Source organism: Arthrobacter sp. B0427-1-12, from assembly GCF_059092905.1.
This window is the reverse complement of record NZ_JBNHIC010000051.1, coordinates 1-22,522: the sequence shown is the minus strand read 5'-3', so window position 1 is coordinate 22,522 and position 22,522 is coordinate 1. Positions and strand designations below refer to the sequence as shown.

The 22,522-nt window shown below is 63.0% G+C and carries 24 protein-coding genes and 1 pseudogene; 13 read left to right on the top strand and 12 right to left on the bottom strand.

Annotated features, from left to right (window positions below; genetic code table 11):
- Positions 1-247: 247 nt before the first annotated feature.
- Both AC5RWU_RS20095 and AC5RWU_RS20090 read left to right on the top strand, forming a co-directional pair.
- Complete coding sequence (locus tag AC5RWU_RS20095; RefSeq protein ID WP_494032667.1) at positions 248-982, top strand: 2-keto-4-pentenoate hydratase; 735 nt, start codon at positions 248-250, stop codon at positions 980-982.
- Between the two features lie 104 nt (positions 983-1,086).
- Positions 1,087-2,427, top strand: a complete 1,341-nt coding sequence (locus AC5RWU_RS20090; protein ID WP_494032668.1) for an MFS transporter — start codon at positions 1,087-1,089, stop codon at positions 2,425-2,427.
- 397 nt (positions 2,428-2,824) lie between these two features.
- Here AC5RWU_RS20090 and AC5RWU_RS20085 read toward each other — a convergent pair whose 3' ends face one another.
- Both AC5RWU_RS20085 and AC5RWU_RS20080 read right to left on the bottom strand, forming a co-directional pair.
- Complete coding sequence (locus AC5RWU_RS20085) at positions 2,825-3,592, bottom strand: helix-turn-helix domain-containing protein (RefSeq protein ID WP_494037170.1); 768 nt, start codon at positions 3,590-3,592, stop codon at positions 2,825-2,827.
- Positions 3,593-3,672: 80 nt separating this feature from the next.
- The gene (locus tag AC5RWU_RS20080; RefSeq protein ID WP_494032689.1) at positions 3,673-4,170 is read right to left on the bottom strand and encodes a nuclear transport factor 2 family protein; all 498 of its coding nucleotides are present in this window, start codon (positions 4,168-4,170) and stop codon (positions 3,673-3,675) included.
- A 151-nt stretch (positions 4,171-4,321) separates the two neighbouring features.
- Between AC5RWU_RS20080 and AC5RWU_RS20075 the strand changes: the two genes are divergently transcribed.
- The gene (locus AC5RWU_RS20075) at positions 4,322-4,825 is read left to right on the top strand and encodes a nuclear transport factor 2 family protein (protein WP_494032670.1); all 504 of its coding nucleotides are present in this window, start codon (positions 4,322-4,324) and stop codon (positions 4,823-4,825) included.
- Positions 4,826-4,852: 27 nt separating this feature from the next.
- Here the strand turns inward: AC5RWU_RS20075 and AC5RWU_RS20070 are convergent, their stop codons facing one another.
- Entirely contained in the window at positions 4,853-6,100 is a 1,248-nt protein-coding gene (locus AC5RWU_RS20070) for a multidrug effflux MFS transporter (RefSeq protein WP_494032671.1), read from the bottom strand.
- A gap of 53 nt (positions 6,101-6,153) precedes the next feature.
- Between AC5RWU_RS20070 and AC5RWU_RS20065 the strand changes: the two genes are divergently transcribed.
- Complete coding sequence (locus AC5RWU_RS20065) at positions 6,154-7,113, top strand: alpha/beta hydrolase (RefSeq protein ID WP_494037169.1); 960 nt, start codon at positions 6,154-6,156, stop codon at positions 7,111-7,113.
- 17 nt (positions 7,114-7,130) lie between these two features.
- Here AC5RWU_RS20065 and AC5RWU_RS20060 read toward each other — a convergent pair whose 3' ends face one another.
- On the bottom strand, positions 7,131-8,240 hold the full coding sequence (locus AC5RWU_RS20060) for a zinc-dependent alcohol dehydrogenase (protein WP_494032673.1): 1,110 nt from the start codon (positions 8,238-8,240) through the stop codon (positions 7,131-7,133).
- A 122-nt stretch (positions 8,241-8,362) separates the two neighbouring features.
- Here AC5RWU_RS20060 and AC5RWU_RS20055 point away from each other — a divergent pair, with 122 nt between their 5' ends.
- The 4 genes from AC5RWU_RS20055 to AC5RWU_RS20040 all read left to right on the top strand — a co-directional run bounded on the left by AC5RWU_RS20055 (position 8,363) and on the right by AC5RWU_RS20040 (position 11,924).
- Positions 8,363-8,842, top strand: a complete 480-nt coding sequence (locus tag AC5RWU_RS20055) for an HtaA domain-containing protein (protein ID WP_494032674.1) — start codon at positions 8,363-8,365, stop codon at positions 8,840-8,842.
- 859 nt (positions 8,843-9,701) lie between these two features.
- The gene (locus AC5RWU_RS20050; RefSeq protein ID WP_494037171.1) at positions 9,702-10,175 is read left to right on the top strand and encodes a cytochrome P450; all 474 of its coding nucleotides are present in this window, start codon (positions 9,702-9,704) and stop codon (positions 10,173-10,175) included.
- Positions 10,176-10,305: 130 nt separating this feature from the next.
- Positions 10,306-11,583 (top strand): cytochrome P450, encoded by a 1,278-nt coding sequence (locus AC5RWU_RS20045; protein WP_494032675.1) that lies wholly within the window; start codon positions 10,306-10,308, stop codon positions 11,581-11,583.
- Between the two features lie 20 nt (positions 11,584-11,603).
- Complete coding sequence (locus tag AC5RWU_RS20040; RefSeq protein ID WP_494032676.1) at positions 11,604-11,924, top strand: 2Fe-2S iron-sulfur cluster-binding protein; 321 nt, start codon at positions 11,604-11,606, stop codon at positions 11,922-11,924.
- Positions 11,925-12,039: 115 nt separating this feature from the next.
- Here the strand turns inward: AC5RWU_RS20040 and AC5RWU_RS20035 are convergent, their stop codons facing one another.
- The 7 genes and pseudogenes from AC5RWU_RS20035 to dctP (AC5RWU_RS20005) all read right to left on the bottom strand — a co-directional run bounded on the left by AC5RWU_RS20035 (position 12,040) and on the right by dctP (AC5RWU_RS20005) (position 16,643).
- Complete coding sequence (locus AC5RWU_RS20035; RefSeq protein ID WP_494032677.1) at positions 12,040-12,162, bottom strand: nitroreductase family protein; 123 nt, start codon at positions 12,160-12,162, stop codon at positions 12,040-12,042.
- 170 nt (positions 12,163-12,332) lie between these two features.
- A pseudogene (locus AC5RWU_RS20030) lies at positions 12,333-12,380 on the bottom strand (hypothetical protein); the annotation flags it as partial.
- 193 nt (positions 12,381-12,573) lie between these two features.
- A complete protein-coding gene (locus AC5RWU_RS20025) occupies positions 12,574-12,726 on the bottom strand; it encodes a hypothetical protein (protein ID WP_494032678.1) in 153 nt (50 codons plus the stop codon).
- A gap of 192 nt (positions 12,727-12,918) precedes the next feature.
- Positions 12,919-13,086, bottom strand: coding sequence for a hypothetical protein (locus AC5RWU_RS20020; RefSeq protein WP_494032679.1), 168 nt, complete (start codon positions 13,084-13,086; stop codon positions 12,919-12,921).
- Between the two features lie 93 nt (positions 13,087-13,179).
- Positions 13,180-14,652, bottom strand: coding sequence for a TRAP transporter large permease (locus AC5RWU_RS20015; RefSeq protein ID WP_494032680.1), 1,473 nt, complete (start codon positions 14,650-14,652; stop codon positions 13,180-13,182).
- A gap of 10 nt (positions 14,653-14,662) precedes the next feature.
- Positions 14,663-15,205, bottom strand: a complete 543-nt coding sequence (locus AC5RWU_RS20010) for a TRAP transporter small permease subunit (protein ID WP_494032681.1) — start codon at positions 15,203-15,205, stop codon at positions 14,663-14,665.
- A 214-nt stretch (positions 15,206-15,419) separates the two neighbouring features.
- On the bottom strand, positions 15,420-16,643 hold the full coding sequence (gene dctP / locus AC5RWU_RS20005; protein ID WP_494032682.1) for a TRAP transporter substrate-binding protein DctP: 1,224 nt from the start codon (positions 16,641-16,643) through the stop codon (positions 15,420-15,422).
- Between the two features lie 128 nt (positions 16,644-16,771).
- Between dctP (AC5RWU_RS20005) and AC5RWU_RS20000 the strand changes: the two genes are divergently transcribed.
- Positions 16,772-17,302 (top strand): SDR family oxidoreductase, encoded by a 531-nt coding sequence (locus tag AC5RWU_RS20000; protein WP_494037168.1) that lies wholly within the window; start codon positions 16,772-16,774, stop codon positions 17,300-17,302.
- Positions 17,303-17,487: 185 nt separating this feature from the next.
- Here AC5RWU_RS20000 and AC5RWU_RS19995 read toward each other — a convergent pair whose 3' ends face one another.
- Positions 17,488-18,180: a nitroreductase gene (locus AC5RWU_RS19995; protein ID WP_494032684.1), complete on the bottom strand. Its 693-nt coding sequence runs from the start codon at positions 18,178-18,180 to the stop codon at positions 17,488-17,490.
- A gap of 109 nt (positions 18,181-18,289) precedes the next feature.
- Here AC5RWU_RS19995 and AC5RWU_RS19990 point away from each other — a divergent pair, with 109 nt between their 5' ends.
- From AC5RWU_RS19990 to dctP (AC5RWU_RS19975), 4 genes are all read left to right on the top strand, one after another.
- The gene (locus AC5RWU_RS19990) at positions 18,290-19,267 is read left to right on the top strand and encodes an isocitrate lyase/PEP mutase family protein (protein WP_494032685.1); all 978 of its coding nucleotides are present in this window, start codon (positions 18,290-18,292) and stop codon (positions 19,265-19,267) included.
- A gap of 190 nt (positions 19,268-19,457) precedes the next feature.
- Positions 19,458-20,045 carry a TRAP transporter small permease subunit gene (locus tag AC5RWU_RS19985; protein WP_494032686.1) on the top strand — a complete coding sequence of 196 codons (588 nt, stop codon included), beginning with the start codon at positions 19,458-19,460 and terminating at the stop codon, positions 20,043-20,045.
- Positions 20,045-21,577, top strand: coding sequence for a TRAP transporter large permease (locus AC5RWU_RS19980; RefSeq protein WP_494032687.1), 1,533 nt, complete (start codon positions 20,045-20,047; stop codon positions 21,575-21,577). The genes AC5RWU_RS19985 and AC5RWU_RS19980 overlap by 1 nt, the downstream gene beginning before the upstream one ends.
- A 33-nt stretch (positions 21,578-21,610) precedes the next feature.
- The coding region (gene dctP / locus AC5RWU_RS19975; RefSeq protein ID WP_494032688.1) for a TRAP transporter substrate-binding protein DctP at positions 21,611-22,522 on the top strand (912 nt) is incomplete at its 3' end.

Here is a 22,522-nt window from a genome sequence, read left to right as displayed (position 1 = left end):
GGGTCGCCGCCTACTCCGCGCTGCGCGCCTGCGGCGAGTACGAGGTCACCTACGAGTTCTACAAACCCATCAAGGAATACATTGCCGGTTTCGGCGTGACGACGGCGGTGCTGAAGAAATGACGGATAAAAGGATCGAGGGGCCATCCTGTGGATCACGCAACACACAGCCAAGCCTTAAGTCATGACATCAGTACTAGCGCTATCTCCGGGATAGGGGGCAAGAAGTGGACCTCGCTAAGGCAGCAATGAAGCTCGAAGAGGCTGAGCGCCGTGTCGTGGGAATCGAACCGTTCTCACGCCACGCTCAAGGATTGACAGATGAAGAGGCCTGGGCCATAGCCGCTGAACGGAATGCCGAGCGTCGTCGCATCGGGGAAAAACAAACCGGATACAAGCTCGGATGGACTTCAAAAGCGATGCGCGATGCGCTCGGCATCAAGAAGCCAAATTTTGGGTGTTTGTGGGATGGGATGCTTCTTGATCAACCTATTCAGCTGAACAGATTCATCCATCCCAAGGCCGAGCCGGAGTTTGCCTTCCGCGCCGAAGCAGAATTATCCGGACCAAATATCACGGCACACGATGTCGTCAGCTCAGGATTGTGGGCCGTGGCTATCGAGGTTGTAGACCCTCGGTGGGAAAGCTATGAGTTTACTTGGGCCGACAATACAGCCGACGGCTCCTCCGCTGCAGGATATGTGACGAGTTCATTCACGACGATCTCGTCCGCGCCGGAGGATCTGATCCTCAGCTTCTCCAACGGCGAGCATGTGCAATTCGGCCGCGGCTCCGCTGCGATGGGTTCTCCTGCGGAAGCGGTCACGTACCTGGTCCGCGAACTTCATCATCAGGGAAGAGGTCTTGAAAAAGGAATGATTGTACTTACTGGTGGAGTCACCGCTCCAATCGACCTCGTTTCAAGGGCAATTCTAAGAGTTAGTTCTCCGCAAATCGGCGAATGCGAGCTGATCTGTCAGTGAATTCCACTTCTGATTCGCTGCTTCGGGGGAATGCAGCACGATTCGTGCTGGCGTTTAATCCCGAGCCCGATCTCCCAGTTCACCTCTTCCAGTAAGGAACGACCATGTCGTCACCAGCCAACAACGTCCTGGCATCGATGGACGCCCGCTCTCGCGTTACGGAAGCCCGCAAGGTCATCCTCTCGAGCTACCTCGGATCCACGATCGAGTTCTACGACTTCCTGCTCTACGCCTCGGCCGCAGCCTTGGTCTTTCCTCACGTATTTTTCACCAACCTCGACCCGCTTGCCGGGGCGGTTGCCGCCTACGGCACCTTCGCCGCCGGCTACCTCGCGCGTCCCCTCGGCGGGGTCGTCTTCGGACACTTCGGCGACCGTCTGGGCCGGAAGAAGATGCTCATCATTTCCATGCTCCTCATGGGCGTAGTCTCTGCACTTATCGGTTTGATTCCAAGCGCCGCCGTGATCGGGTCCTGGGGAGCAGTCATTCTGATTCTGCTCCGAGTCTGCCAAGGCATTGCCGTAGGCGGCGAGTGGGGTGGGGCCGCCCTGATGGCCCTGGAGCACTCCCCTCAGGGCCGTCGCGGCTTTGCCGCATCCTTCGCCAACGCCGGCGCTCCGACGGGCGCCGCCCTGGGAACTCTCATTATGGGCATGTTCGCAGCCATGCCGGAGGAGCATTTTCTCTCCTGGGGCTGGCGCATCCCGTTCCTCTTCTCGTTCGTGCTGCTGGGTGTCGGCATCTTCGTCCGCTCCCGGATTTCGGAGAGCCCGATCTTCCAGGCCGCCTTGGCGAAGGAGGCCGCCAAGGGCTCCCCGGCCAAGCGCAAGGTCCCGATCCTCGAGGTGTTACGCCGCCCGCGTGCCCTGATCTATACGATGCTTGCCGGGGCCTCAGTGTTCGGGCTCCAAGTGTTCCTAGCCACCTTCGCGATCGCCTACGCAGTCGAGAACGGTGCCGACCGGCAGTCGGTACTCTATGCCTTCGCCGGGGCATCCCTCATCAGCGTGTTCTCCTTGGTGGGCATGGGCCGGCTCTCTGATCGAGTGGGTCGGCGTCCGGTCATGGTGGTCGGTTCGCTGCTGTTCGTGGCCCTGATCTTCCCGATGTTCTCCTGGCTGGCCACCGGCAACGTGCTGCTGATCTTCGCGACATTCACCATCGGCCTGGTCTGCCACTCCGTAATCTATGGCCCGCTGGCGGCGTTCATCTCCGAGCAGTTCGGCACAACCTCTCGCTACACTGGGGCCTCCCTGGGGTACCAGTTCGCGACCCTCATCGGCGCGGGCTTCACGCCAACGATCCTCGCCACGATCTACGCATCCTCGGGGCAGTCCATCGCCCCTGTGGTCTGGTACCTAATGGGAATGGCGCTGGTCAGCATTATTTTTATCCTGCTCACCAGAGAGTCCAAGGACTACGACCTGACAACCCACCAGCATTAAGGCGAGGATACTCTGACACGTCGGTGGCGTCCGATCTTTCGATAGGATCGGGCGCTACTGGCGTGCGGAGCCAAGTCCAAATCTCCGATCGGCCTGATGGGCAGCTCAGCGAGATACTGGATAGGACCAACGCCGGGATCTGTGCCGAACGGATTCTGAAATGGCCCGTCGCGGCCCCGGTGCCTCCTCCGGCCCCTTCCGCGAGTTTGCGCGCGGCCGTTGGCGTTTTCGTTCCGGGCATAGCAATCTAACACGAAGGAATTCCTGTAGCTTCGGCGATCTCGACAATCACCGCACTACCAGAAGTTCCGCCCGTTTAACAACCTCCGATCGGGTGCCGGCCAGCCTGCGGCACCGCTTGCAGGTTCAGGAACAGGCTCTGAGACACGCCCTGTTCTTAATCAAGCGTCGCCTCGATAGCCTGGGCACCCTCCGTGAGCAGCTCCTTCAGCGTCGGTCGCGAAAGGGAACTGAGATCCCCAATGTATGCGAGTCCGGCAGGTCCCCATGTGGCGTTGATTCGAATCGCTCCCTGGCGGCGGGATGGGCTCCGCCAACGGTCGAGGATCAAGATGCCGTCGTCATAGCGTTCCCGGGCTGCCTCGAGTACTCCTGCTTCGGTGTCCGGAACGTTCTTGGTCGGGCGTTCCCACCCGAAGCGTCTACGGGAACTCTCCAATGCTTCGAGCGCTTGGTCCTCAGGCATTTCGAGCAGGATGAGGAGCGCATGCGACGAGAGATGAAGCGGCATTGCTGAAACCGACAGGGGAACGATGTCATTGTTAGAAACCCGGTAGAGATGAACCAGCGTGTCTTTCCAGAGCGCGCCGAGCGTGATGATCAGATCGGGTGATTCGTTGCTCAACTCGCGCATTTTGAGTTGGGTTTTTTCGGTGGGCGCGAATACGCGGGCGGTGGTGGCCGCGAGGGAGAACACCCCGACATCCACCGCGAAGCCTTCCCCTCGCACCTTCCGCACGTAGCCCGCTTCGATCAGCGCTTTGAGCAGTCGAGAGGCAGAGCTCTGATGCGTGCCTGTCTGTTCTGCTATCGCAGTTGCGGTAACCGGGGTGCCCATGTCGACAAGGTACTGGAGAATTGCGAGTCCCCGAGCGAGTGTCTGTGCACCGCGGGGAGTCGTGAGGGGAGTTGTTAGTGGCGCCATGGGTCTATTCTGTGTCGGAGGTAGTGGAGAATCCAGATATTGCATGATCCGACCTTATCTTCGTGGGGGGGGCGGGATGGCTAGCCCACGGCGACAGTTGCACCGGGCACCGGATCGAGTCCGGGCCTGAGCACGATGCCGAGGTCGGGGCAGAACGCTTCGGCGGCCGGCAGACGGTGAGTGAGCCGCCAGATGCCATCAGGGCAGCGTGCGAACTTATCGAAGTACCGACCGAAGCTGTGCACGATCGGCCGCCCATCGAAGAAGTCCAGGCGGGCGAACATGCTCGTCGCCGAAGCGGTATCGCCGTCGACTTCGATCAGTGGCTCCACCATGAGGTGCTTGTGTACGTGTTCTGGCGCATGCATGTGTCGGCTGAACCCTGCGCGCAGGGCGTCTCGTCCCTCCAGCCGGCCGGTGATCGGCCATTCCAGGACCGCGCCTTCTGCCCAGCAGTCCATGAACGCGTCGAGATCGCCGTGATCGAGCGAGTGAGCGTATCGTGCCATCGTCCTCTGGATCGAGCGTTCGTCCTCGAGCAGCCGAAGCCGATAGTCGAGGTCTGTCGGGTCGGCCATGTTGCTCACGCCTCCGGGTTTTTGCATATAGTGTGCATTATCAAGCTACTCTGCGGCTGTCCTCCGCCGCAATGCCGATGGCTGCAAACGGACGCACGGCACGCCGGTTAGCCCGTGGGGTGCGTGAAGAGACGATGACGAGGCGGTTGACGTGACATCGAACGACAGCAGCGCTCGGCCGATGCTTGACGATGTCGAGGCGATCCGGCAGCTCAAGGCCCGCTATTTCAGGGGCGTGGACATGCGCGACTGGGAGCTGCTTCGGTCGGTGTTCACCGAGGGGGCGCAGATCGGCCCGATGGAGAGCGGAGTTCCCTCGCACGTCATCGCCTTGCAGCCGTCGGTTCCCGAGCGCGCGCGGACGGGCACGAGCGTCGATGCGTTCATGGAGAGGATCGAAGCCTTCCTCGCGGGCGTGGTCACGGTTCACCACGGACATCAGCCGGAGATCACGTTCACTGCGGACGGCGAGGCTGAAGGTATATGGCCGATGGAGGATGTGCTGGTCTGGCCGCAGGCCGGCTATCGGTTTCGAGGTGCCGGGCACTACTGGGAGCGCTATCGTAAAGTCAATGGTGAATGGCGGATCGCGTCGGTTCGCCTCACACGGCTCTACGTGTACACCGAGACCTTCGATCCGGCCGCGCTGAATTGATCTCCAGGCGGCGACGCGGGGCTGGACTCAGTTCGAGTCGACCTGATCCAGTCGGACGCCGAGCAGACCCAGCATCAGGGCCACGGTCCCCGTAGCGATCATCGTCGATCCCATGGTGATCGACGATGAGCCCAGGAGTGCCGCGACGCTCCCGGTGAGAAATCCGCCGATGAGGAACTGCCCTCCGCCGAGTATCGCCGATGCACCTCCCGTGCTGCGGCTGATTCGGCGAAGGGCGAGCGACATGGAGACGGGTGAAACGATGCCGAGTTGGAAGGTCGTGATGAAGAGCGCGATCTGGAGGACCCAGAGGGGTGCGTGAACGGCGCTCGACAGCAGGACGCCCACGGATCCGAGCACCGACAGAATGAGGCTCGCGATCAGCAGCTGCTCGAGCCGGAAGCGCCGCACGAGCAGCGGAACAAGCTGGCTGCCGAGGAGGATCGCTGCTGCGTTCACGCCGTACACGATGGCGAACCCGATCGGGTCGAGACCACGCTCGACCTGCATCACGAATGAGATGAAGGTGAGGTAGGTGAAGACAGTTGAAGTGCTGATGACGAGGGTGAGGGCGAAGAACAGGAAGCTTCCCTTGCGCAGTGGCGTGAGGTACTCGCGGAGGGCTTTTCGCCCGACGGCCGGCGCCGAGGGTCCTCGGAGCGTTTCCGGCAGGAATGGTGCGCAGAGCGCGAGGAGCACGAGACCGAATCCCGCGAGTGCGGTGAAGATGCCGCGCCAGTCCGAGATCTGCAGGACTGCGCTGCCGAGGAGAGGGGAGAGCATCGAGGCGAGGCTGCCCGCGAGGAGGAGCCGGGAGTAGACCCGCGCGAGGCCGGTCTCCCCATACACGTCGCGGACGATTGCGCGCGAGATGACGACGCCCGAGGCACCGCCCAGGCCCTGCAGCAGGCGCGCAGCGATCAGCACCTCGATGGTCGGGGCGAGCGCGCACGCGAGAGATGCGACCACGAAGAGTGCGACGCCGAGCATCAGAGGCCGTCGTCGACCAAAACGATCACTGAGTGGACCCCACAGGAATTGACCTGCCCCGAGACCGATGAGGCTCAGGGTGAGGGTGAGCTGGGCTGCTGAATCCGTCGTTCCGAGGTTACGTGCGAGTTCGGGCAGCGCCGGCATATAGAGGCCTGACGACAGCGGACCGAATGATGTCTGAAGGCCGAGGATCAGAATGAGCATCACCGTCGCGAATCGACCCGGTGTCCGCTCCAGGTGCTCGATTTCCATCGTCCGCGAGTCAGTCGGGTCTAAGCTCATGATGTAAAACTATGCACATATTGGGCATTTGTCGATCGCTGAACGGAGAGGCCTTGTCTGATCTGACACCGAGAATGAACGAAGAACTCGCGGTCGCCGTCGCGTCCGGGCTATCGCAGGACCTTGCGGATCTGCCAGGGACACGCAAGGCGCGGCGCGGGAGCGTCGCCGGGTCGGATCGGGAGATCGAGCCTGGCGTCGTGGAGCTCTCAGACGAGTGGGCGCCCGGGCTGGGCAGCTCCGGCGAGGTTCTGGTGCGAAGGTACGGGCCGCCGAAGCGGGGTGACAGCGCGGCGAGCATGGTCTGGATACACGGTGGCGGCCATGTGCTCGGCCACGCGGGGCAGGACGGTGTGTTGCTGGCGGCACTGGCCGCGGCAACCGGCGTGGTGATCTTCTCGGTCGATCCGCGGCTCGCGCCTGATCATCCGTTTCCTGCCGAGGTGGAGGACGCTTATGCGGCGCTGCGCTGGGTCCACGGCAACGCCCAGGCGCTCGGAGTCGATGCCGAGCGGATCCTGGTCGGCGGCGCGAGCTCAGGGGGCGGGACTGCAGCCGGGGTGGCGCTCATGGCCCGCGACCGTGGCGAGGTCCCGATCGCGCACCAGATGCTCGTATATCCGATGCTCGACGATAGAAACCGAACACCCTCGAGCCTTGCCATCACCGATCCCAGAGTGTGGGATCGAGAGAAGAATCTGTTCGCCTGGCGGGCGTATCTCGGGGACGCGTTCGGCGGTGACGACGTGTCGCCGTATGCTGCGCCGTCGCGGGCCACGGATCTCGCCGGGCTTGCGCCGGCATCGATATTCGTCGGCGACTGCGATCTGTTCCTCGACGAGTGCCTCGACTACTGCAGCCGCCTGATCGGGGCGGGCGTCATGACCGAGCTGCGCGTGTATCCGGGCTGCCCGCATGGGTTCGACCGGATCGCACCGGGCTCGCGTTCTGCACGGGAGTATCGGGACGACCTCGTGCGATCGCTGGGACGTGCTGTCGACTGCGCCGGATAGACGGGCATTCCGGCCCCTTACAGTGCAGGATTCAACGCGACCTTGATCGGAATCTCCTCCGTGCGGTATGCGGCGACGTCGATGGCCTTCGCTGCATCGGCGAGGCTGAACTCGTGAGAGATCAGCCGGCCGAGGTCGATGCCGTCTTCGTAGAGTTCCGCGGCGAGGTCGAGCGATTCGCCGACTGTATGCGGGTGCGAGGTCAGGTTGAGGATCGTCAGCTCCTTCCGGAGGCTGGAGAGGAAGTCGATCTCCTGGACGCGCGGGCTTGCTACGGCGACATTGGTGATCGTGCCGAGCTGAGAGACGACCTCCCAGGCGAGTTGCTTCGCCGGCACGGATCCAGCGATGTCGATGACGATATCGACCTCGCCGACGAGCGCACGGATGCGTGCGGCTGTTGCTTCGGGGGCCTCGCCGTCCGGGATCGCGACCGTGTGAGTGGCGCCGAGTTCCGCGGCGAGTGCGAGCCGGGCGGCGTCTCGCTCAAGGCCGACACTGACCACCTCGGCGCCGGCCCGTGATGCCGTGAGGACGCATGCCAGACCCTGGGGGCCGGGGCCGATGACGACGACTCTCGTGTCGGGGCCGGCCCCGGATACGTTCGTCCAGCGCAGGCCATTGGCGAGTACGGAGCAGCCGAAGAGCGCCGCCGTGTCCGGAAGCACCTCCGGCACCTTGTACACCAGGCCGCCCTGGGGCACGAACACGTGGGTGGCGTATCCACCCCAGAGACCCGGTTCGACCGCGAGGGCGATCGTGCCGTAGCCGTGGGCGTTCGGATTGTTCTTGCAGAGGAAGTATTGGCCCTTGCGGCAGTTGCGGCAACCCTCCGGGCATGGCCAGCGTGCCTCGACGGTGACGCGGTCGCCGACGGCGATGCCGCGTTCGGCGCTGGCCCGCTCGCCGATTTCGGCGACACGGCCGATGATCTCATCACCGAAGACGAGCGGCTTCTTCTGCTCGATGTGATCGATGTCGCCGTTGAACATCTTGAGCTCCGAGCCGTCGACGCCGCACAGCAGCACCTCGATGAGCATCTCGCCGGGCCCGATATCGGGCAGGGCGACCTCCTCAAGCGTGAAGGACCGTGGCCCTCGGTAGATGACGGCGGTTGCGGTGCTCATCAGACCTCCTTCGGATCGCGCGGCGATGCGCGGTGGATGTGGCGGCAAGTGCGGGATAGGTAGTTATAACTTTGCACTATGTGCCAATATAGCGTAACGACTTAAAAGTGGAGGTGGTGTTCATGGCAACCGCTGGCGAACTCCTGTGGGGCGTCAAGGAGAGCTTTCGGCAGTACGTCGACGGCAGCGAGGGGGTGACTGACGTTAGCGGGGGGGCCTCGATCGCAGATGATGGCCGTATCGCCTTTCCCCTTGTCGGCGTCGAGACGATCGATGGTGGACCGCAGGTTTTTCGCTTCGGAGGCGGGGTCGAGTTCGACGCGCACGGCGGTCTGCTCGCGGTGCGCCTGCGGGAGCCCTGGCTTGAGGTCATCGACGGCGAGGTGACGCTTACCGTGATGCACCCGGCCTTCCGTGAGGCCACGGAGCGTCGCCTGCCGTTCTGCCGGGTGGATGCCGCGGGCGCGAAGGTGAAGGGAGGGGGGATCCTCCTGGAGGACGCGCCGACGGCGCTGCTGATGGAGGCCACCGGCACCTTCGACAACCTGTATCGGCCCGGCATCGAGTTCGACCCGCTCACCGCGCGTGTGCGGGCCGGATGAGCCGACGATTGTCATTTAGTGCATAACCGGTACGCTATTCGAGGGATTTCCCCACGAGGAGAGGAGCGCCGCATGCCGCGGGACTGGACGGAAATCGACAACCTGCTACTGGACCCGGCGTGGTACGCGGCCGCGAACCACCACGATACTTTCAAGTGCTGCGTGACGAGGATCCCGTGCACTGGACTCAGGACACGAGCTACGGCAAGGACTACTGGGCCGTCACCAAGGAGCTGCTCCTGAGCCCGGAGAAGTTCAGCTCCCACTGGGACACGCGCGTTCCGCGCACCCCCAAGCGGTTGACCCCCGAGGAGAGGCACGAACTCGGCTGGGACGTGGTCGCCGTCACGCTGGACAACCCGCTGCACGAACTTTACCGCCGCCCGTTCAACAAGCACTTCTCCGCGCCGGCGGTGGGCAAGATGAGGGCGGACATCGAGCGGATCGTCGACGAGCTCATCGCCGAGGCCATCGAGAAGGGCGGCGAGATCGATTTGATCGACGACATCGTGGCGCCGCTGCCGATGAAGGTCCTCCTGCGCTGGCTTGGCGTGCCCGAGGAGGACTGGGACTACATCGCACTCGCGGCGAACGAATGGCTTGCGGCCTCCGAACCGAAGTTCATGCGCGATGGCGATGAGGTGGCCACATCCCTGTACGGACGGCGGAAGCTGCTCGACTACTGCGGGCAGATGGCACTGGACCGTCGTGAGAATCCCCGCGACGATTTCGTGACCGTCACCGCCCAGGCGACGGTCGATGGCGATCCCCTCAGCCTCCACGAGCTCAAGGTCCAGCTGGTGGGCATGATCGGCGCTGGTCTCGAGACCACGCGAACGCAGGCGGGGTCGGCCTCTGGCTGTTCCTTACCAATCCGGAGCAGCGGGCAAAACTGCTCGCGGATCCGAGCAAGGCGGGAGCCGCGGTCGACGAGGTGCTGCGCTGGTCGACGCCGTCGAAGAGCCGGCTGCGCGTCGCGACCGACGACTTCGACTGGCGCGGTCGGCGCATCCGCTCGGGCGATTGGGTCCTCGGGTTCACGCTATCCGCGAACTGGGACGAGCGGCAGTTCGAGGACCCGAGCCGATTCAATATCGACCGGACGCCGAACGACCACCTGTCGCTCAGTGTCGGAGTGCACCTCTGCATGGGGCGGTATCTGGCGAAGCTTGAACTCCAGACGCTCTTCACGAAGGTGCTCGCCGCGTTCCCCGACCTGGAGGTCCTCGAGCCGGACCGCCCGCAGTGGCTCCAGGACCGTACCAACACCGGATTCCGCGAGATGAAGGCACGTTTCTCACCGAGCAAGGCGCAGATTCTGCAGTCCGCCTGATCGCAGTTCGGATGAGAGCGGGGCCCACGGGCCCCGCTCTGCTCCTTCTCGCAGCGTGATCCGGCCGGTTCTAGTACACGCGGGCCATTTTGATATACACTATATGCATGATCGAAGGAGGTGGCAGGCGATGACGACAGACTGGTCACAGATCGACAATACGCTGCTCGACCCGCACTGGTATGCGAAGGGCGACTATCAGGACACCTTCAAGGTGCTGCGCGACGAGGATCCGATTCACTGGACGGAGGACGCCAGCTACGGCAAGAGCTATTGGGCGGTGACTCGATACGACGACGTCAAGGAGTATCTGCTCGCTTCCGATAAGTTGAGCAACCGGTGGGACACGCGTGTGCCGCGCGCGCCGAAGCGCCTCACTCCGGAGGAGCGCTTCGAACTCGCCTACGACGTAGGCCCCAGCACACTCGATGAGCCGATTCACGGCCTCTACCGCAGACCCTTCAACAAGCACTTCTCCGCTCCGGCGATCGGGAAGATGCGCGCCGAGGTCGAGCGGATCGTTGATGAGATCATCGCAGAAGCGGTGGAGAAGGGCGGGGAGATCGACATCATCGAGGATCTCGCCGCGCCCCTGCCGGCAAAGGTGATCCTCCGTCTGCTGGGAGTGCCGGAATCGGACTGGGATTACCTGAGCCTCGCGGCATGGCAGTGGCTTGCCGCCGGAGACCCGAAGTTCACGATCGACGGCGACGAGGTCGCGACCTCGAAGTTCGGGAAGAAGAAGCTGCTCGACTACTGCGCCGAGATGGCAAAAGAGCGCAAGCGCAATCCCCAGGACGACTTCGCGACTGTGATCACGCAGATGACGGTCGACGGCGACGAACTGAGCCTCCATGAAGTGAAGAGCCGCTTCGCGGGCACCATTGCCGGCGGGATGGAGACCACCCGCAATTCGGCCGGCACGGGCCTGTGGCTGCTGATGACACACCCGGATCAGCGGGCGAAGCTGCTCGAGGACCCGGGCAAGGCCGGTGGCGCCGTTGACGAAGTCCTTCGGTGGTCGACGCCTGCGAAGAACCGACTCCGAATCGCAAACGAAGACTTCGAATGGCAGGGTCGGCACATCAGGGCCGGTGACTGGGTGGTCGGATATCTCGTTTCCGCGAACTGGGATGAACGACGGTTCGAGCAGCCGAGCCGCTTCGACATCGAGCGCACGCCTAACGAACACCTGGCATTTAGTGCCGGTGTCCATCTCTGTCTCGGCCGGTACCTTGCGCGTCTGGAACTTAGCACCTTCTACACGAAGGTGCTCGCCGCTTTCCCCGACCTCGAGATCCTCGACCCCGAGAACCCCAGGTGGATCGCGGACCGCAGCGTGACCGGCTTCACCGAGATGCGGGCGCGCTTTAATCCGAACAATGTACGAATTTTTCAGACCGTCTGAATCCGAAGAGAGCAGGACCTATGACCACGATCCGATTCCGTCTCCCTGGCGGGGACGTCCGCACGATCGACGCCAAGGACGGTGAGACGCTCATGCGCATCGCCGTTGACAACAACATCGAAGAGATCGAGGGGGAGTGCGGCGGCGATGTCTCCTGCGCGACCTGCCATGTCTATCTGCCCGCCGATGTGTTTGACAAGGTCACGCCCTCCAGCAGGGACGAGAACGACCTGCTCGAGGTCATGGACACTTACCGCGAGAACAGCCGCCTCGGCTGCCAGGTGCGGGCCTGCGAGCTGCTCGAAGGAGCCGAGATCGAAGTGGCGCCCCCGGAGAACTGACATGGGCATCGACCGCGAACGGGTGCGGACGCCGCAGTCGGCCTGAACGTCAGCTGAGGATGCGAACAGCGTCTTCAAGCGCTGCACGGCCGATCCGAAACCCGTTCGCGGGGGATCAGAGACATTGATCTTGAACCTGACAGGGCTGGGAATTGCACCAGGATGGTGACACTTGGGCGGTCTCGAGCAGCAGTTCGATGGTCGCCGGTTCAACTGGTCGTGAGTGGAAGCCGCGCACGCTGTGCCGCTCGCTGATGAACCCCTCCTCCTCGGCGATGCCGCCGTAGGTGACGACGTTGTCGTTTCATTCCGGAGTCGTTCCACTCGTCCACCCCTTGGGACCAGGACTGCAGCAACGTGAAGACGGACGATGCCGCGGGATCCGTAGTGGCTGTAGAGGTCGGGCAGATTCGCCCACCGGCAGACATTGGCGGCCTCATCGGGCACGCATAGCATCGGGATGCCCAGCCGGCCCCCCGCACTGGGCGACGGCGTACTCCTCGGCGGCCGTCACGGTGGCCCCGGTTAGCGAATTCACCAGGGGCCCGGCAGTGCCCGCACCCTCCTTTAACAGGGCGTAAAGGGTGTTCTTCCCCGCACGAACTCCTCTGGGAAGAACTGCGGCCGGTCATCGTCCGGGCCGGCGGATTCACACCCAGGCGGCGATTTCTTCGTTCTTCAAGCGCGAGGCCACCTGCCGGGATGTGCCGTAGATGCCCTCGCGCTGTTTATCCGAGGCATTGATCGCGCCGGCCACCGCTTCGGTCTCCGTCCGCCACCCGGCCTCGTGCAGATGCTGCATCGCCTGGTCCTCGGTGGGCGGGGTCAGCCAGTAATGCACCTGCTCGCTCGGTTCTCCGCCCGGGCGGCAGCCAGCAGCAGGCCCACCAGCAGGTCCTTGCCGGCGGAGTCGAAGTAGGCGGCCCCGGATTTTACCGTGGCCGCACGGAACCGAGGGAGAGGTTGTCAGCGGCAGCGAATTTGATCGAGCGATTCACCGCACCGTGGCGACGATCAGACCCAATCCGCGAAGGCGGTCCAAGAGCTCCCTGGTGAATGCCGTACGCTCTCGCATCGCGCTGACGACGTCAAGACCCACCAGCGCGGAGACGACCCCGTCCTCTTCGGAGAACCGCTCGTGGAAGAACTCGGGTTCTGCCACCCGTCGGACCAGGCTCCACCGCAACCCTCTGCGACGCGCAGACTGTCGTGAATCACAGCGAATCTCATTCGGCTTCCACAACAGAGGCTCGCCTTATCCGCCGGACAGGGAGGGTATCCAAAGCACGATGTCCGGCCATGCGATCAGAATTCCCGTCACGAGCAAGGCGACCGCAACGAACGGCATGATGCCCTTGAACACATCACCCAAAGTGACCGTCTTGCCCACATTCACCTGCGGGTTCTGGGCAAGACGATGCACGATAAACGTAAGGAGTCCTATGGGAGGGAACACCATACCGATCTCACACATGATGATCATGAACACGCCGAACCAGATCATGTCCACACCGATCGCCTCGAGCGGAGCCTGCAAAAGGGGTACGGTCAGCAGGATCATGGGAAGCGATTCGAGGAACATGCCGAGCACGATGGAGAAGACGATCAGCAGGAGGAGCAGCTCGACCCGCCCGAGGTTGAGGTCCAAGAGCCAGCCCGTCAGTTGCTGCGCCAGCCCGCTGATCGTGAGCAGGCGCGCAAGCATGAGCGCTCCGACGAGGATGATGAAAAGGCCGGAGATGGACCTAACCGATTCGATGAACGTTTCCCGGAGAAAGACCCAGGTGCCACGAACACCTCGCTTTCCTCGTCCAAAGGAAAGCCAGCTGACGAGTAATGCGGCGAGGGCGCCATAGGCCGCCGATTCAGATGCCGTGAAGAAGCCGCTCGCCATGCCTCCGATGACGATAAGAGCGACGACCGCAAGAGGCACGATGTCTCGAAGAGCAAGCAGGCGGCTTCTCCAAGTGACTCCCTCGAGTTGCGCTCGCGGCGCGTCTGCTGGGCGAAGAATCGCCCAGAGAACGACGACGAGGCAGAATCCCCCTGCGAGAAGGAGACCCGGAACCAGGCCAGCCAACAGCTGGGGGCCCACAGGCACCGATGCGACGCCGGCATAGATAACTAAGAGGATGCTGGGCGGAATCACCTGCCCTAGCGTCCCGGCCATGGCAACCGATCCCGTCGCAAGAGTCGACCGGTACCCCGCCGAGAGCATCTCGGGAAGGGACATGCGTGCGAGTGCGAACGTGATTCCCACTGTGCTGCCGCTCGTGGTGGCCAGCCCAGCGCCCGCGATGTTCGTGGCGATCGCCAGACCTCCAGGCAACCATCCGAGCCACTGTCTCGCGACTGAGTAGGCCTTGCCTGTGATGCCTCCCTTCCACATCGCGATTCCCATGAGCACGAAGAGGGGCACCACGTTGAGGGACCATGATGTTACGGAGTCCTCGACGATGTTCCCGATAGACGAGGTGGCCACACGATAGCCGAGCATCCCCAGAAGCCCGATCGCCGAAGTGATGATCATCGAATACCCGATCGGGATACCGACCGCCAGCTGAAGGAGAAGGAGGACGATGGCCAGCACGCCGACAGTCAGCTTCGGTGCTTCACCAAAGAGCATCGCCCCTGCGACCGCCACGGCGGAAACACCCAGGATCCACATGACGAACGTCGGAACCTTCGGTCGAACTCGTGGTGCCGGAGCAGCCGGTTCCACAGTCATCACAGGCATACTAGGCAATGGTCACGCCTTCCTCGTCGGAAATGAGATCCTGTTCGGCTATCTCTTCACCGTGGAGGAGACGATAGGTCCGGGCGATTGCCGCGAGGACGACGATCCCGAAGCCCACAACGATGATCAGCTGACCTGGCCACAGCGGGAGCCATCGCGCTCCGGTGGACGTCGAACCGAGCCGCAGCGAATCCATGAGGTTCGCCGCGCTGAGCACCGTCAAAAAGAGAACGACAAGCCCGCCGACGATCTCAGCAGTTACTTCGAGTACACGTCGCGTTCTGGGTGAGGTGTGCTCGGTCATGACCGTGGCACGGATCTGTTCATTCGTGAGCTGTGCGTAGCCAAGGGCAAGGATCGCGATCGCGGGCATCCAGACGTAGCTGACCACCTCGAGGGTGCCAGGCAACGGCTGAAGGAAGATGTTGCGACCGGCGGTATCCAGGGCCACATGGAGCATCATCAGTGCGACGATGATTGCCACAACGGCGACCGCGCCGCGCACGATACCGTCAATACAGCGGAGCCACAGTGCATCCTTCATCGCATACCCCCTGTGGCCGAGGAAGTATTCGGTTTCGCGCCGCAATTGGCACCTGCAGTTACGGCACGCGGCCGTTGCCGTCCTGCCAGCAAGCCAGCGCCGTGTCCGGCCGAGCGTGAGTCCTGCACTGAGTCAACCTCCTTCGACTAAAACATCCCGAGTTTGGGCCATTGGCGGTAATGGCTGCCCACTTGTGGCGCTACGCCGGCCTCGGTTACTTTGCGCTCTCCTGGAGGAATTCGTTGAGCCTGTCTTGGTATTTGTCCCAGTCGAAGTCCGTCGCCAGGGTGCGGTATGACTCCAAGATGGCCTCCGTGGACCCGTCGTTGGGTTCGACCCCGAGCTCGTCGCGCAGGATCCCCTCCCACTCGGCGAAATAGTCCTTGAACGCTGTGATCTCTGTCGTCGGATCGGCGAAGTCGGGAGCCGTCTCGGCGAGCCGCTCGGTGAGTTCGGCTTGAGCCGACTTCAGTGTTGCTGCCAGTTCAGGGTCCACTGGCAGAAACTGCACTTGCTGCCCAGGCGCTTCCTCGACCCACCGGGCATTCTGAATGGCCGTATTCCGGAGATAGTCCGTGGTGATCGTACCCTTCGCGTTCTGGATGATCTCCTGAACATCACCTGGCAACGAATCCCACGTCTCTTTATTCATGATGTAACCGGAGCCCACGTTCGCGGAGAACTGGAGCGGCACAAAGTACTTCGCCACCTCCCACAGACCGGAGTTCATGTTCGGGGGGATGCTTCCGACCACACAGTCGATGACGCCTCGCTGCAAGCCCTCGTACATCTCAGCGTTCTCGAGGAAAACGTTGGTCATCCCCAGGGCCTCCACTTCCTCCGTGTAGGGCGACCCCGGAGTGCGCACCAGCAAGCCTTGAGCATCCTCAGCGGTCTTCACAGGTTTTGTGCACAGCATTGAGTACGAGTCCGAGATCCACGATGCAAGGGGGACGGCGCTGTGTGCCAGGAGGTCCCGTCTAATGTCCTCTGAAGAGTCGATGGTGCCGAGCAGCGCGGGCGATCCCGCGAGCTTCTCTTCGGGCGTGCTGCCAAACGCAAACGACCCGAGTCCCTGCGCCCAAAACGTGGAAGGCGCTTCGTCCTGAAACACGGACGGCGAGAACAAGGTGATATCGGTGAGCCCCGACTCGATCGCCGGCAACGCCTCCACGATCGGGTGCAACGTGCTGTCCGTATAGACCTCGAAATCGACCTTGCCTCCGGTCTCCTCCCGCACCCGATCCATGAACGCGGTCAGCGCAAGAAAATTCGAGGACGTTGCCGTCAACGGCTCGCTCACCGTCAACACCACTGGATCCATCGTCTCCAGCGTCTCCTCCGAATTTGCCGACTCAGCATCCGAAGAACAGGCGGACAAGAACACCGCCACGGACAGAACACCCGCAACCTTGAGGGCCAGACGCTTCATGGTCATCAGAACTACTTTCGTCTACGGCAGAAGCGAACCATTCGCCACTGTGCAATATCGCACACCCATGTGCGATACGTGCCAAGGCTAGCTTGCACGCTTTTACAAGGTCAAGCATTTAGTGCATAACCCGCTTGTGTATCAGCCTATCGGATCCACCGTTCTCCGCCGGGGTTAGCAATGACGGAGTTTCGACTGCGTCAGCAGATCGTGGTGGGCCCGTATGGGAAAATCCACACATACCATTGCTTGCCGCAGAGGCTGCGCTCGAGGGCGTGCGCGTGAACTGTGTGTCGCCCCAGGCTTCCCGCGCGCCGGCGATCGTCGCCGGCCTTGGTGAGGCGGGTGCGCGCAGGTACCGCGAGACGGCGCTCAAGGCCAGTCCGATCGGTCGCATCGCCACACCTGAGGACGTGGTGGGCCCGATCCTGTTTCTGCTCAGCGACGACTCACGCAGCATCATCGCAGACGATCCTGAGCGATGGCGGCCGGGGAGGCTGGTATCAGTAGGAGCCCCTACAGGCGAACGGATCCCCGGGAGCCGGAACCGGTTTTCTCGGCCCAGCTTCCGTGATTCGTTCGCGCGTTACTGCACTGCCACTCCGCCCGCCGTCGTCTCGCCCTGCGCCGCGAGCTGGTCGGCCACCCGATGTGCGGCGACGTAGCCGAAGGTCATCGACGGCCCGATGGTTGCACTGTCACCGCGCTAACGGGTTGTCAGCCATGTGTCCGGACCGCACAGAATATCCAACGTCAGCGTGGCTCACTTTTCGACTCGCAAAACGGCTCACACTTCGACCGTCACTGACAAGACCACGAGTGGGCGAGGGCTGTGCCATCGGCGTGAACGTCAGCTGACGATGCGAACAGCGTCTTCAAGCGCTGCGCGGCCGATCCGAAACCCGTTCGCTGGGTGCTCTGCATCTTCGTAACCGAAGCTGATTCCGAATACGATCTGACGTGACTCATCGAGGCCGAAGTGCTCGCGGATGAAATCGGGATGCATCGCGAGAGCCGCCTGCGGGATCGCGCCGATTCCCATGCTCTGCGCAGCGAGGAGAAACGCGGACAGCCAGACGCCGCAGTCCATCGCGCCGGGCACACCCAGGTTGCGATCGGTTGTGACGATCGCCGCGTGCGGTGCGCCGAAGAGGCGGAAGTTCTCGGCGGCCTGTGCAGCGCTGGCCTCGCGGTCGCCGCGCTGCACGCCGACGGCTTCATAGAGCGCCCAGCCGGCCTCGCGGCGTCGTTCGCGGTAGACGCCGTCGTAGCTGGCAGGCAGGCCGAAGTCGGGCGTTGACGGGTGTGATGCCGCGTACGCGCCCAGTGCATCTCGGAATCGGTCGGTCGCCTCACCGGTCGTGACGATCACCTCCCAGGGCTGGGAGTTGCACCAGGACGGTGACAGCTGGGCGGTCTCGAGCAGCAGTTCGATGGTCGCCGGTTCAACTGGTCGTGGGTGGAAGCCGCGCACGCTGTGCCGCTCGCTGATCAGTTTGCGCAGCGCGGCGAACTCGGCGGTTTGAACCTCAGTCATGTACATGCTCGACTCCCTTGTGCTGGTGCTCTCTTCTGTGAGAGGTTTTCATACTATATGCATAACCTCCGTGGGGCGATGGCGCGGGTAACTTCAGCACGAAGCGAGGATGCGAGTGAGTGATCGCAAGACGACCCGGTTAAAGAGAATTTTTGAGCGCCCGGAGACCGTGATCATGCCGTTCGGCGTGATGCCGATGCATGCGCAGATGGCCGAACGGGCCGGGTTTGAGGCGTTCGAGGTTTCCGGAGGAATGTCCTCCCACTGGCGTGGCGTGCCCGATGTCGGACTGCTCACGATGACCGAAGTTGTCGCGCAGGCCAAGGAGGTCGCGCGTGCTGTCGAGATCCCGGTGTTCTGCGATGCCGACACCGGCTTCGGCGGCGGGCCGGCGAACATCCGGCGCACAGTCCGGGAGTTCATCGAAGCCGGGGTCGCCGGGATCCATATCGAGGATCAGAAGGATCCGAAGAGGGCCGGCGGCCGCTCGGGTATTGAACTCGTCTCCGACGCCGAGGCGATCGGCCGCCTCAATGCGGCGGTCGAGGCCCGGGACGAGCTCGATCCCGACTTCGTCATCGTAGCGCGCACGGACGGATACGGTGCCCGGGGAGGCGGCCTCGACGAGGCGATCCGGCGCGGCTTGCTCTACCGGGAGGAGACGGGCACAGACGTCATCTTTTATGAGGGACTGCATACCTGGGATCAGATCCGCACTGCTCTTGAGGTGACGCCCGGGCCGGCGTATGCAATTCCGAATAACGCGATCGGCCGGCGCCCCTCGCTTGCCGAGCTGAGCGCCATGGGACAGTCCATCGACATCCTGCCGTTTGCCTTGCCTGGCGTGCACGAAGTCTGGCGGCTGCTGCGTGCGGTCAGGGACTCGAACAGCTACGCGCCGATGGACGAGTATCTCGAGAAGGTCAAGGAATCGGAGGGGACGGAGCAATACCAGGGCTGGGGCGGGGGCCTCTTCGCTCACCCGACATACGCACGGATTCAGGCGTGGGAGAGCCAGTACATCCCTCCGGGACAGCAGCGCGACTACGTGAACAACGCGAACGCGCGCTTTGAAGGCGGGCCGTCCACGTGAGCCGCGCACCGCTGTCGCCAGTGTCGTGACCACACTGACACGGAAGCTCGATAACATTTGTGGCAGGGTGTTGACCGTCACTATGTGCAAGACATACGCTTTGCCGGGTTCATATACCAAACATGCCGTCGGCGGCGACACTAAGGCGCTGACGGCGGACTAGTGCCGAGTTCTACAAGGGAGTAGGCAGATGAAGAGTTGGCTCAGTTGGATCGACGCAGTCACGAAGGTGGCTACTGCGATCTCAGCAGTCCTCATGGGGGTCATAGCGCTCCATATCGTCGTGGACGCCTTCGCGCGAGCGATCTTCCACAGTCCGTTGCCCGGCACGCTCGAGATCACGCAGTACGCGTCGATGCCTGCCGCGGTCGCGCTGGGGCTGGGCTGCGCGCTGTACCGCGGTGAGCATATCCGGGTTGACCTGCTGACTTCGGGAGCTGGGCAGCGTACACGTCAGGTCGTGGAGATCGTGGCGATGGCAGTCACGCTCATCATCGTGGTGCTCGCTGCATGGGCGGGTTTCGAAAGCGCTATGGACTCGGTCGCTAAGAACGAGGCATCTGAGGGCTACCGATGGGTAGTTATCTGGCCCGGCCGGATAGCGGTGGCGGTGGGCCTCCTCGCGCTGGCGCTGCAGACGCTCGCGCAGCTCGTACGGGCATTCGCAAATGAATTGCCGGTATCCGCTGAGGAAGCCGCTATTCGCGGTGACGAGGGCGACCGCCCGCTGATTGAGCCGGCGCTGGCGATGACGCCGCGCGGAACGGAGACGCACTGATGGCTACAACTCTTGGCACTTCACAGCAGGCAGCCTCCGCGGCTCCGGTTGATCCAAAGAACCGCGGCAGCTCGCGCCGCCACGTAATCGGCGTGGTGATCGTTGCCGCAGTAGTGCTGCTGCTGTCCACCTACCTGTTCCTGGCGCCCTCGAATAAGCTTCTCGTCGGCGCGGCGGTGGTGTTCCTGATGATCGCGCTGATGCTGCTGGAGATCCCGGTCTTCGCCACGATGATGGTAGCCGCTACGGTCGGATTGCTTGTGCTCGCCGGACCGAGAGCGCTGTGGGGGACGTTGCAGGATGTCGTGTTCACGTCGTTTGGGTCGTGGTCGCTGAGCGTGATCCCGATGTTCGTCCTCATGGGCGTTGCACTTAGCAAGACCGGAATCATGACCGGCGCCTATGACGCGGCGCGGAAGTGGTTGGCGCCCGTGCCGGGCGGCCTGGCAGTGTCGACGAACATTGCAGGTGCGGGTCTTGCCTCAATCAGCGGAAGCACGATCGCGATCACCTACGCGATTGGTAGGGTTTCCATCCCGGAGATGCTCCGCTCGGGTTACAAACCGACACTTGCGGTCGGCTCGGTCGCGACGGCCGGCACCCTCGGGCAGGTGATCCCGCCGAGCGTGCTTCTCGTGATTTATGCCGGTGTTGCGAGCACGCCCGTTGGGCCTCAGCTGCTCGCCGGCATCGTGCCCGGGCTGATGCTGGCGGCGCTCTTCACGGTCGTCATCATCGGCTGGGCGCTTCTGGTCAAGGACGCTGCTCCAAGGGGCGCCCGCTACTCCTGGGGCGAACGACTAGCGTCGCTGCGCGGCCTCATCCCCGTGCTGCTCCTCATGATCCTCGTGCTCGGCGGAATCTTCTCGGGATTCTTCACCGTCACCGAATCGGGTGCGCTCGGCGCGGTGGCAGCGCTCGTGATCGGCGGCGTGATCGTCGCACTCGGCATCCGAAAGTCACGGCGAGCGGGCGAGCCGGTGAAGACCGCGCCGACCTTCGGCCGCTACATCGGCTCGACATTGACGGAGACGGTCGGTTCGGTCGCGGCGGTGTTCGCGCTCCTCATCGGGGTGAACATGCTCACTCGGGTCATGGCGCTCAGCGGGCTTACCCGGTGGATCGCCGACATGGTGATCGATCTCGGATTCACGAAGATCGGCTTCCTGCTGCTCCTGATCCCGATCTACCTCATTCTCGGTTTCTTCCTCGACACGCTCGCGATGATGCTGCTCACGATCCCCGTGTTCCTCGGACCACTGGTTGCACTCGACGTCGACCTGGTGTGGTTCGGTATCTTCCTCATCGTGCTCGCAGAAATCGACCTCATCGCTCCGCCGCTTGGCATCTTGAACTTCGTCGTGCTCGGTATTGCGAGGTCAGTGAGCAAACAGGGTGACCAGAAGGTCACGATCATGCACGTTTTCAAGGGCGTAACGCCATTCATCTGCGCGTGCGTCTTGTTCCTGGTCCTGCTCGTGATCTTCCCGGAGATAGCGACGTGGTTGCCGGGTATCTCGTCGGCGAAGTAGCCGGCGGTCGTACTAAGAAGACATAGGAGTCTCATGTTGGAGCCTAATCAGGTTGGTCGTGGTCGTGTTGGTGCGGCTGTGGTGTCGCTGTCGGCCGCAGCGGTGTTGCTCGCCGGGTGTGCCGGGGGTGCCTCGGATGCGGGGGCCGGGGGGAACGCGGGCGATTCGATCGCAGCGATGGAACCGGTGGAGTTCGTGGTTTCTGAGCCGCTGCCGGCGACGAATTCGAATAACAAGGGCATGAAGTTGTTCATGGATTACGTGACCGAGCACACGGACGGCAAGGTGACGTTCGACGTCTATGACAGCAGCACGTTGCACGGTCTGCCGGAGGCGGTGTCGGGAATCGAGTCGGGGCTGTCGGACATCACGCTCTACATTCCCGGTCTCGCTGCCGCGGATATTCCCGGCGGCGGGTGGGCGGCGGGTCTCGCGGCGTTCACAGCAGACACGCCGTTGGAGATGCTGGCCGGTTCGCCGGCAGCCACGGCAGTGTGGTCCAGCGAGCAGATCCAGGCGGAATTCGCAGAATCCAACGCTGTCTACCTCGGCGGCTGGACCTCCGACAACTACACACCGCTGTGCACCAAACCGCTGGAGACGCTTGCTGACGCCAAGGGCAGGCTGGGCCGCAGCGCGGGCGGTGTCTACAACGCGGAGATGGAAGCCCTGGGAATGACTCCGGCGCTGGTCGACTCGAATGAGGTATACGAGGCGCTGCAGCGCGGCACGGTCGACTGCCAGGTCGGCACGCTTCAGGACAACACCACCAACGGGTACGCGGAAGTGGCGAAGTATTACACCCCCCTAGCGTTCAGCCCGTATACCGGTCCGGGCTACATGATGAGCAAGGAGAAGTACGACGCACTGCCTGCGGAGGTGCAGGACATCTTCCACGAAGCCGTCCCGCTCATCAGCGTCGGCAACAGCGGCCACCTCGTCGGC

Coding starts and splice junctions, on each gene's coding strand:
- AC5RWU_RS20080 (WP_494032689.1), bottom strand. CDS start 4,170: ATGGCCGACCCGACAGACCTCGACTATCGGCTTCGGCTGCTCGAGGAC.
- AC5RWU_RS20095 (WP_494032667.1), top strand. CDS start 248: ATGAAGCTCGAAGAGGCTGAGCGCCGTGTCGTGGGAATCGAACCGTTC.
- AC5RWU_RS19985 (WP_494032686.1), top strand. CDS start 19,458: ATGAAGAGTTGGCTCAGTTGGATCGACGCAGTCACGAAGGTGGCTACT.
- AC5RWU_RS20045 (WP_494032675.1), top strand. CDS start 10,306: ATGACGACAGACTGGTCACAGATCGACAATACGCTGCTCGACCCGCAC.
- AC5RWU_RS20060 (WP_494032673.1), bottom strand. CDS start 8,240: ATGAGCACCGCAACCGCCGTCATCTACCGAGGGCCACGGTCCTTCACG.
- AC5RWU_RS19980 (WP_494032687.1), top strand. CDS start 20,045: ATGGCTACAACTCTTGGCACTTCACAGCAGGCAGCCTCCGCGGCTCCG.
- AC5RWU_RS20085 (WP_494037170.1), bottom strand. CDS start 3,592: ATGGCGCCACTAACAACTCCCCTCACGACTCCCCGCGGTGCACAGACA.
- AC5RWU_RS20015 (WP_494032680.1), bottom strand. CDS start 14,652: ATGACTGTGGAACCGGCTGCTCCGGCACCACGAGTTCGACCGAAGGTT.
- AC5RWU_RS20090 (WP_494032668.1), top strand. CDS start 1,087: ATGTCGTCACCAGCCAACAACGTCCTGGCATCGATGGACGCCCGCTCT.
- dctP (WP_494032682.1), bottom strand. CDS start 16,643: ATGACCATGAAGCGTCTGGCCCTCAAGGTTGCGGGTGTTCTGTCCGTG.
- AC5RWU_RS20025 (WP_494032678.1), bottom strand. CDS start 12,726: ATGCAGCATCTGCACGAGGCCGGGTGGCGGACGGAGACCGAAGCGGTG.
- AC5RWU_RS20070 (WP_494032671.1), bottom strand. CDS start 6,100: ATGAGCTTAGACCCGACTGACTCGCGGACGATGGAAATCGAGCACCTG.
- AC5RWU_RS20040 (WP_494032676.1), top strand. CDS start 11,604: ATGACCACGATCCGATTCCGTCTCCCTGGCGGGGACGTCCGCACGATC.
- AC5RWU_RS20010 (WP_494032681.1), bottom strand. CDS start 15,205: ATGAAGGATGCACTGTGGCTCCGCTGTATTGACGGTATCGTGCGCGGC.
- AC5RWU_RS19995 (WP_494032684.1), bottom strand. CDS start 18,180: ATGTACATGACTGAGGTTCAAACCGCCGAGTTCGCCGCGCTGCGCAAA.
- AC5RWU_RS20055 (WP_494032674.1), top strand. CDS start 8,363: ATGGCAACCGCTGGCGAACTCCTGTGGGGCGTCAAGGAGAGCTTTCGG.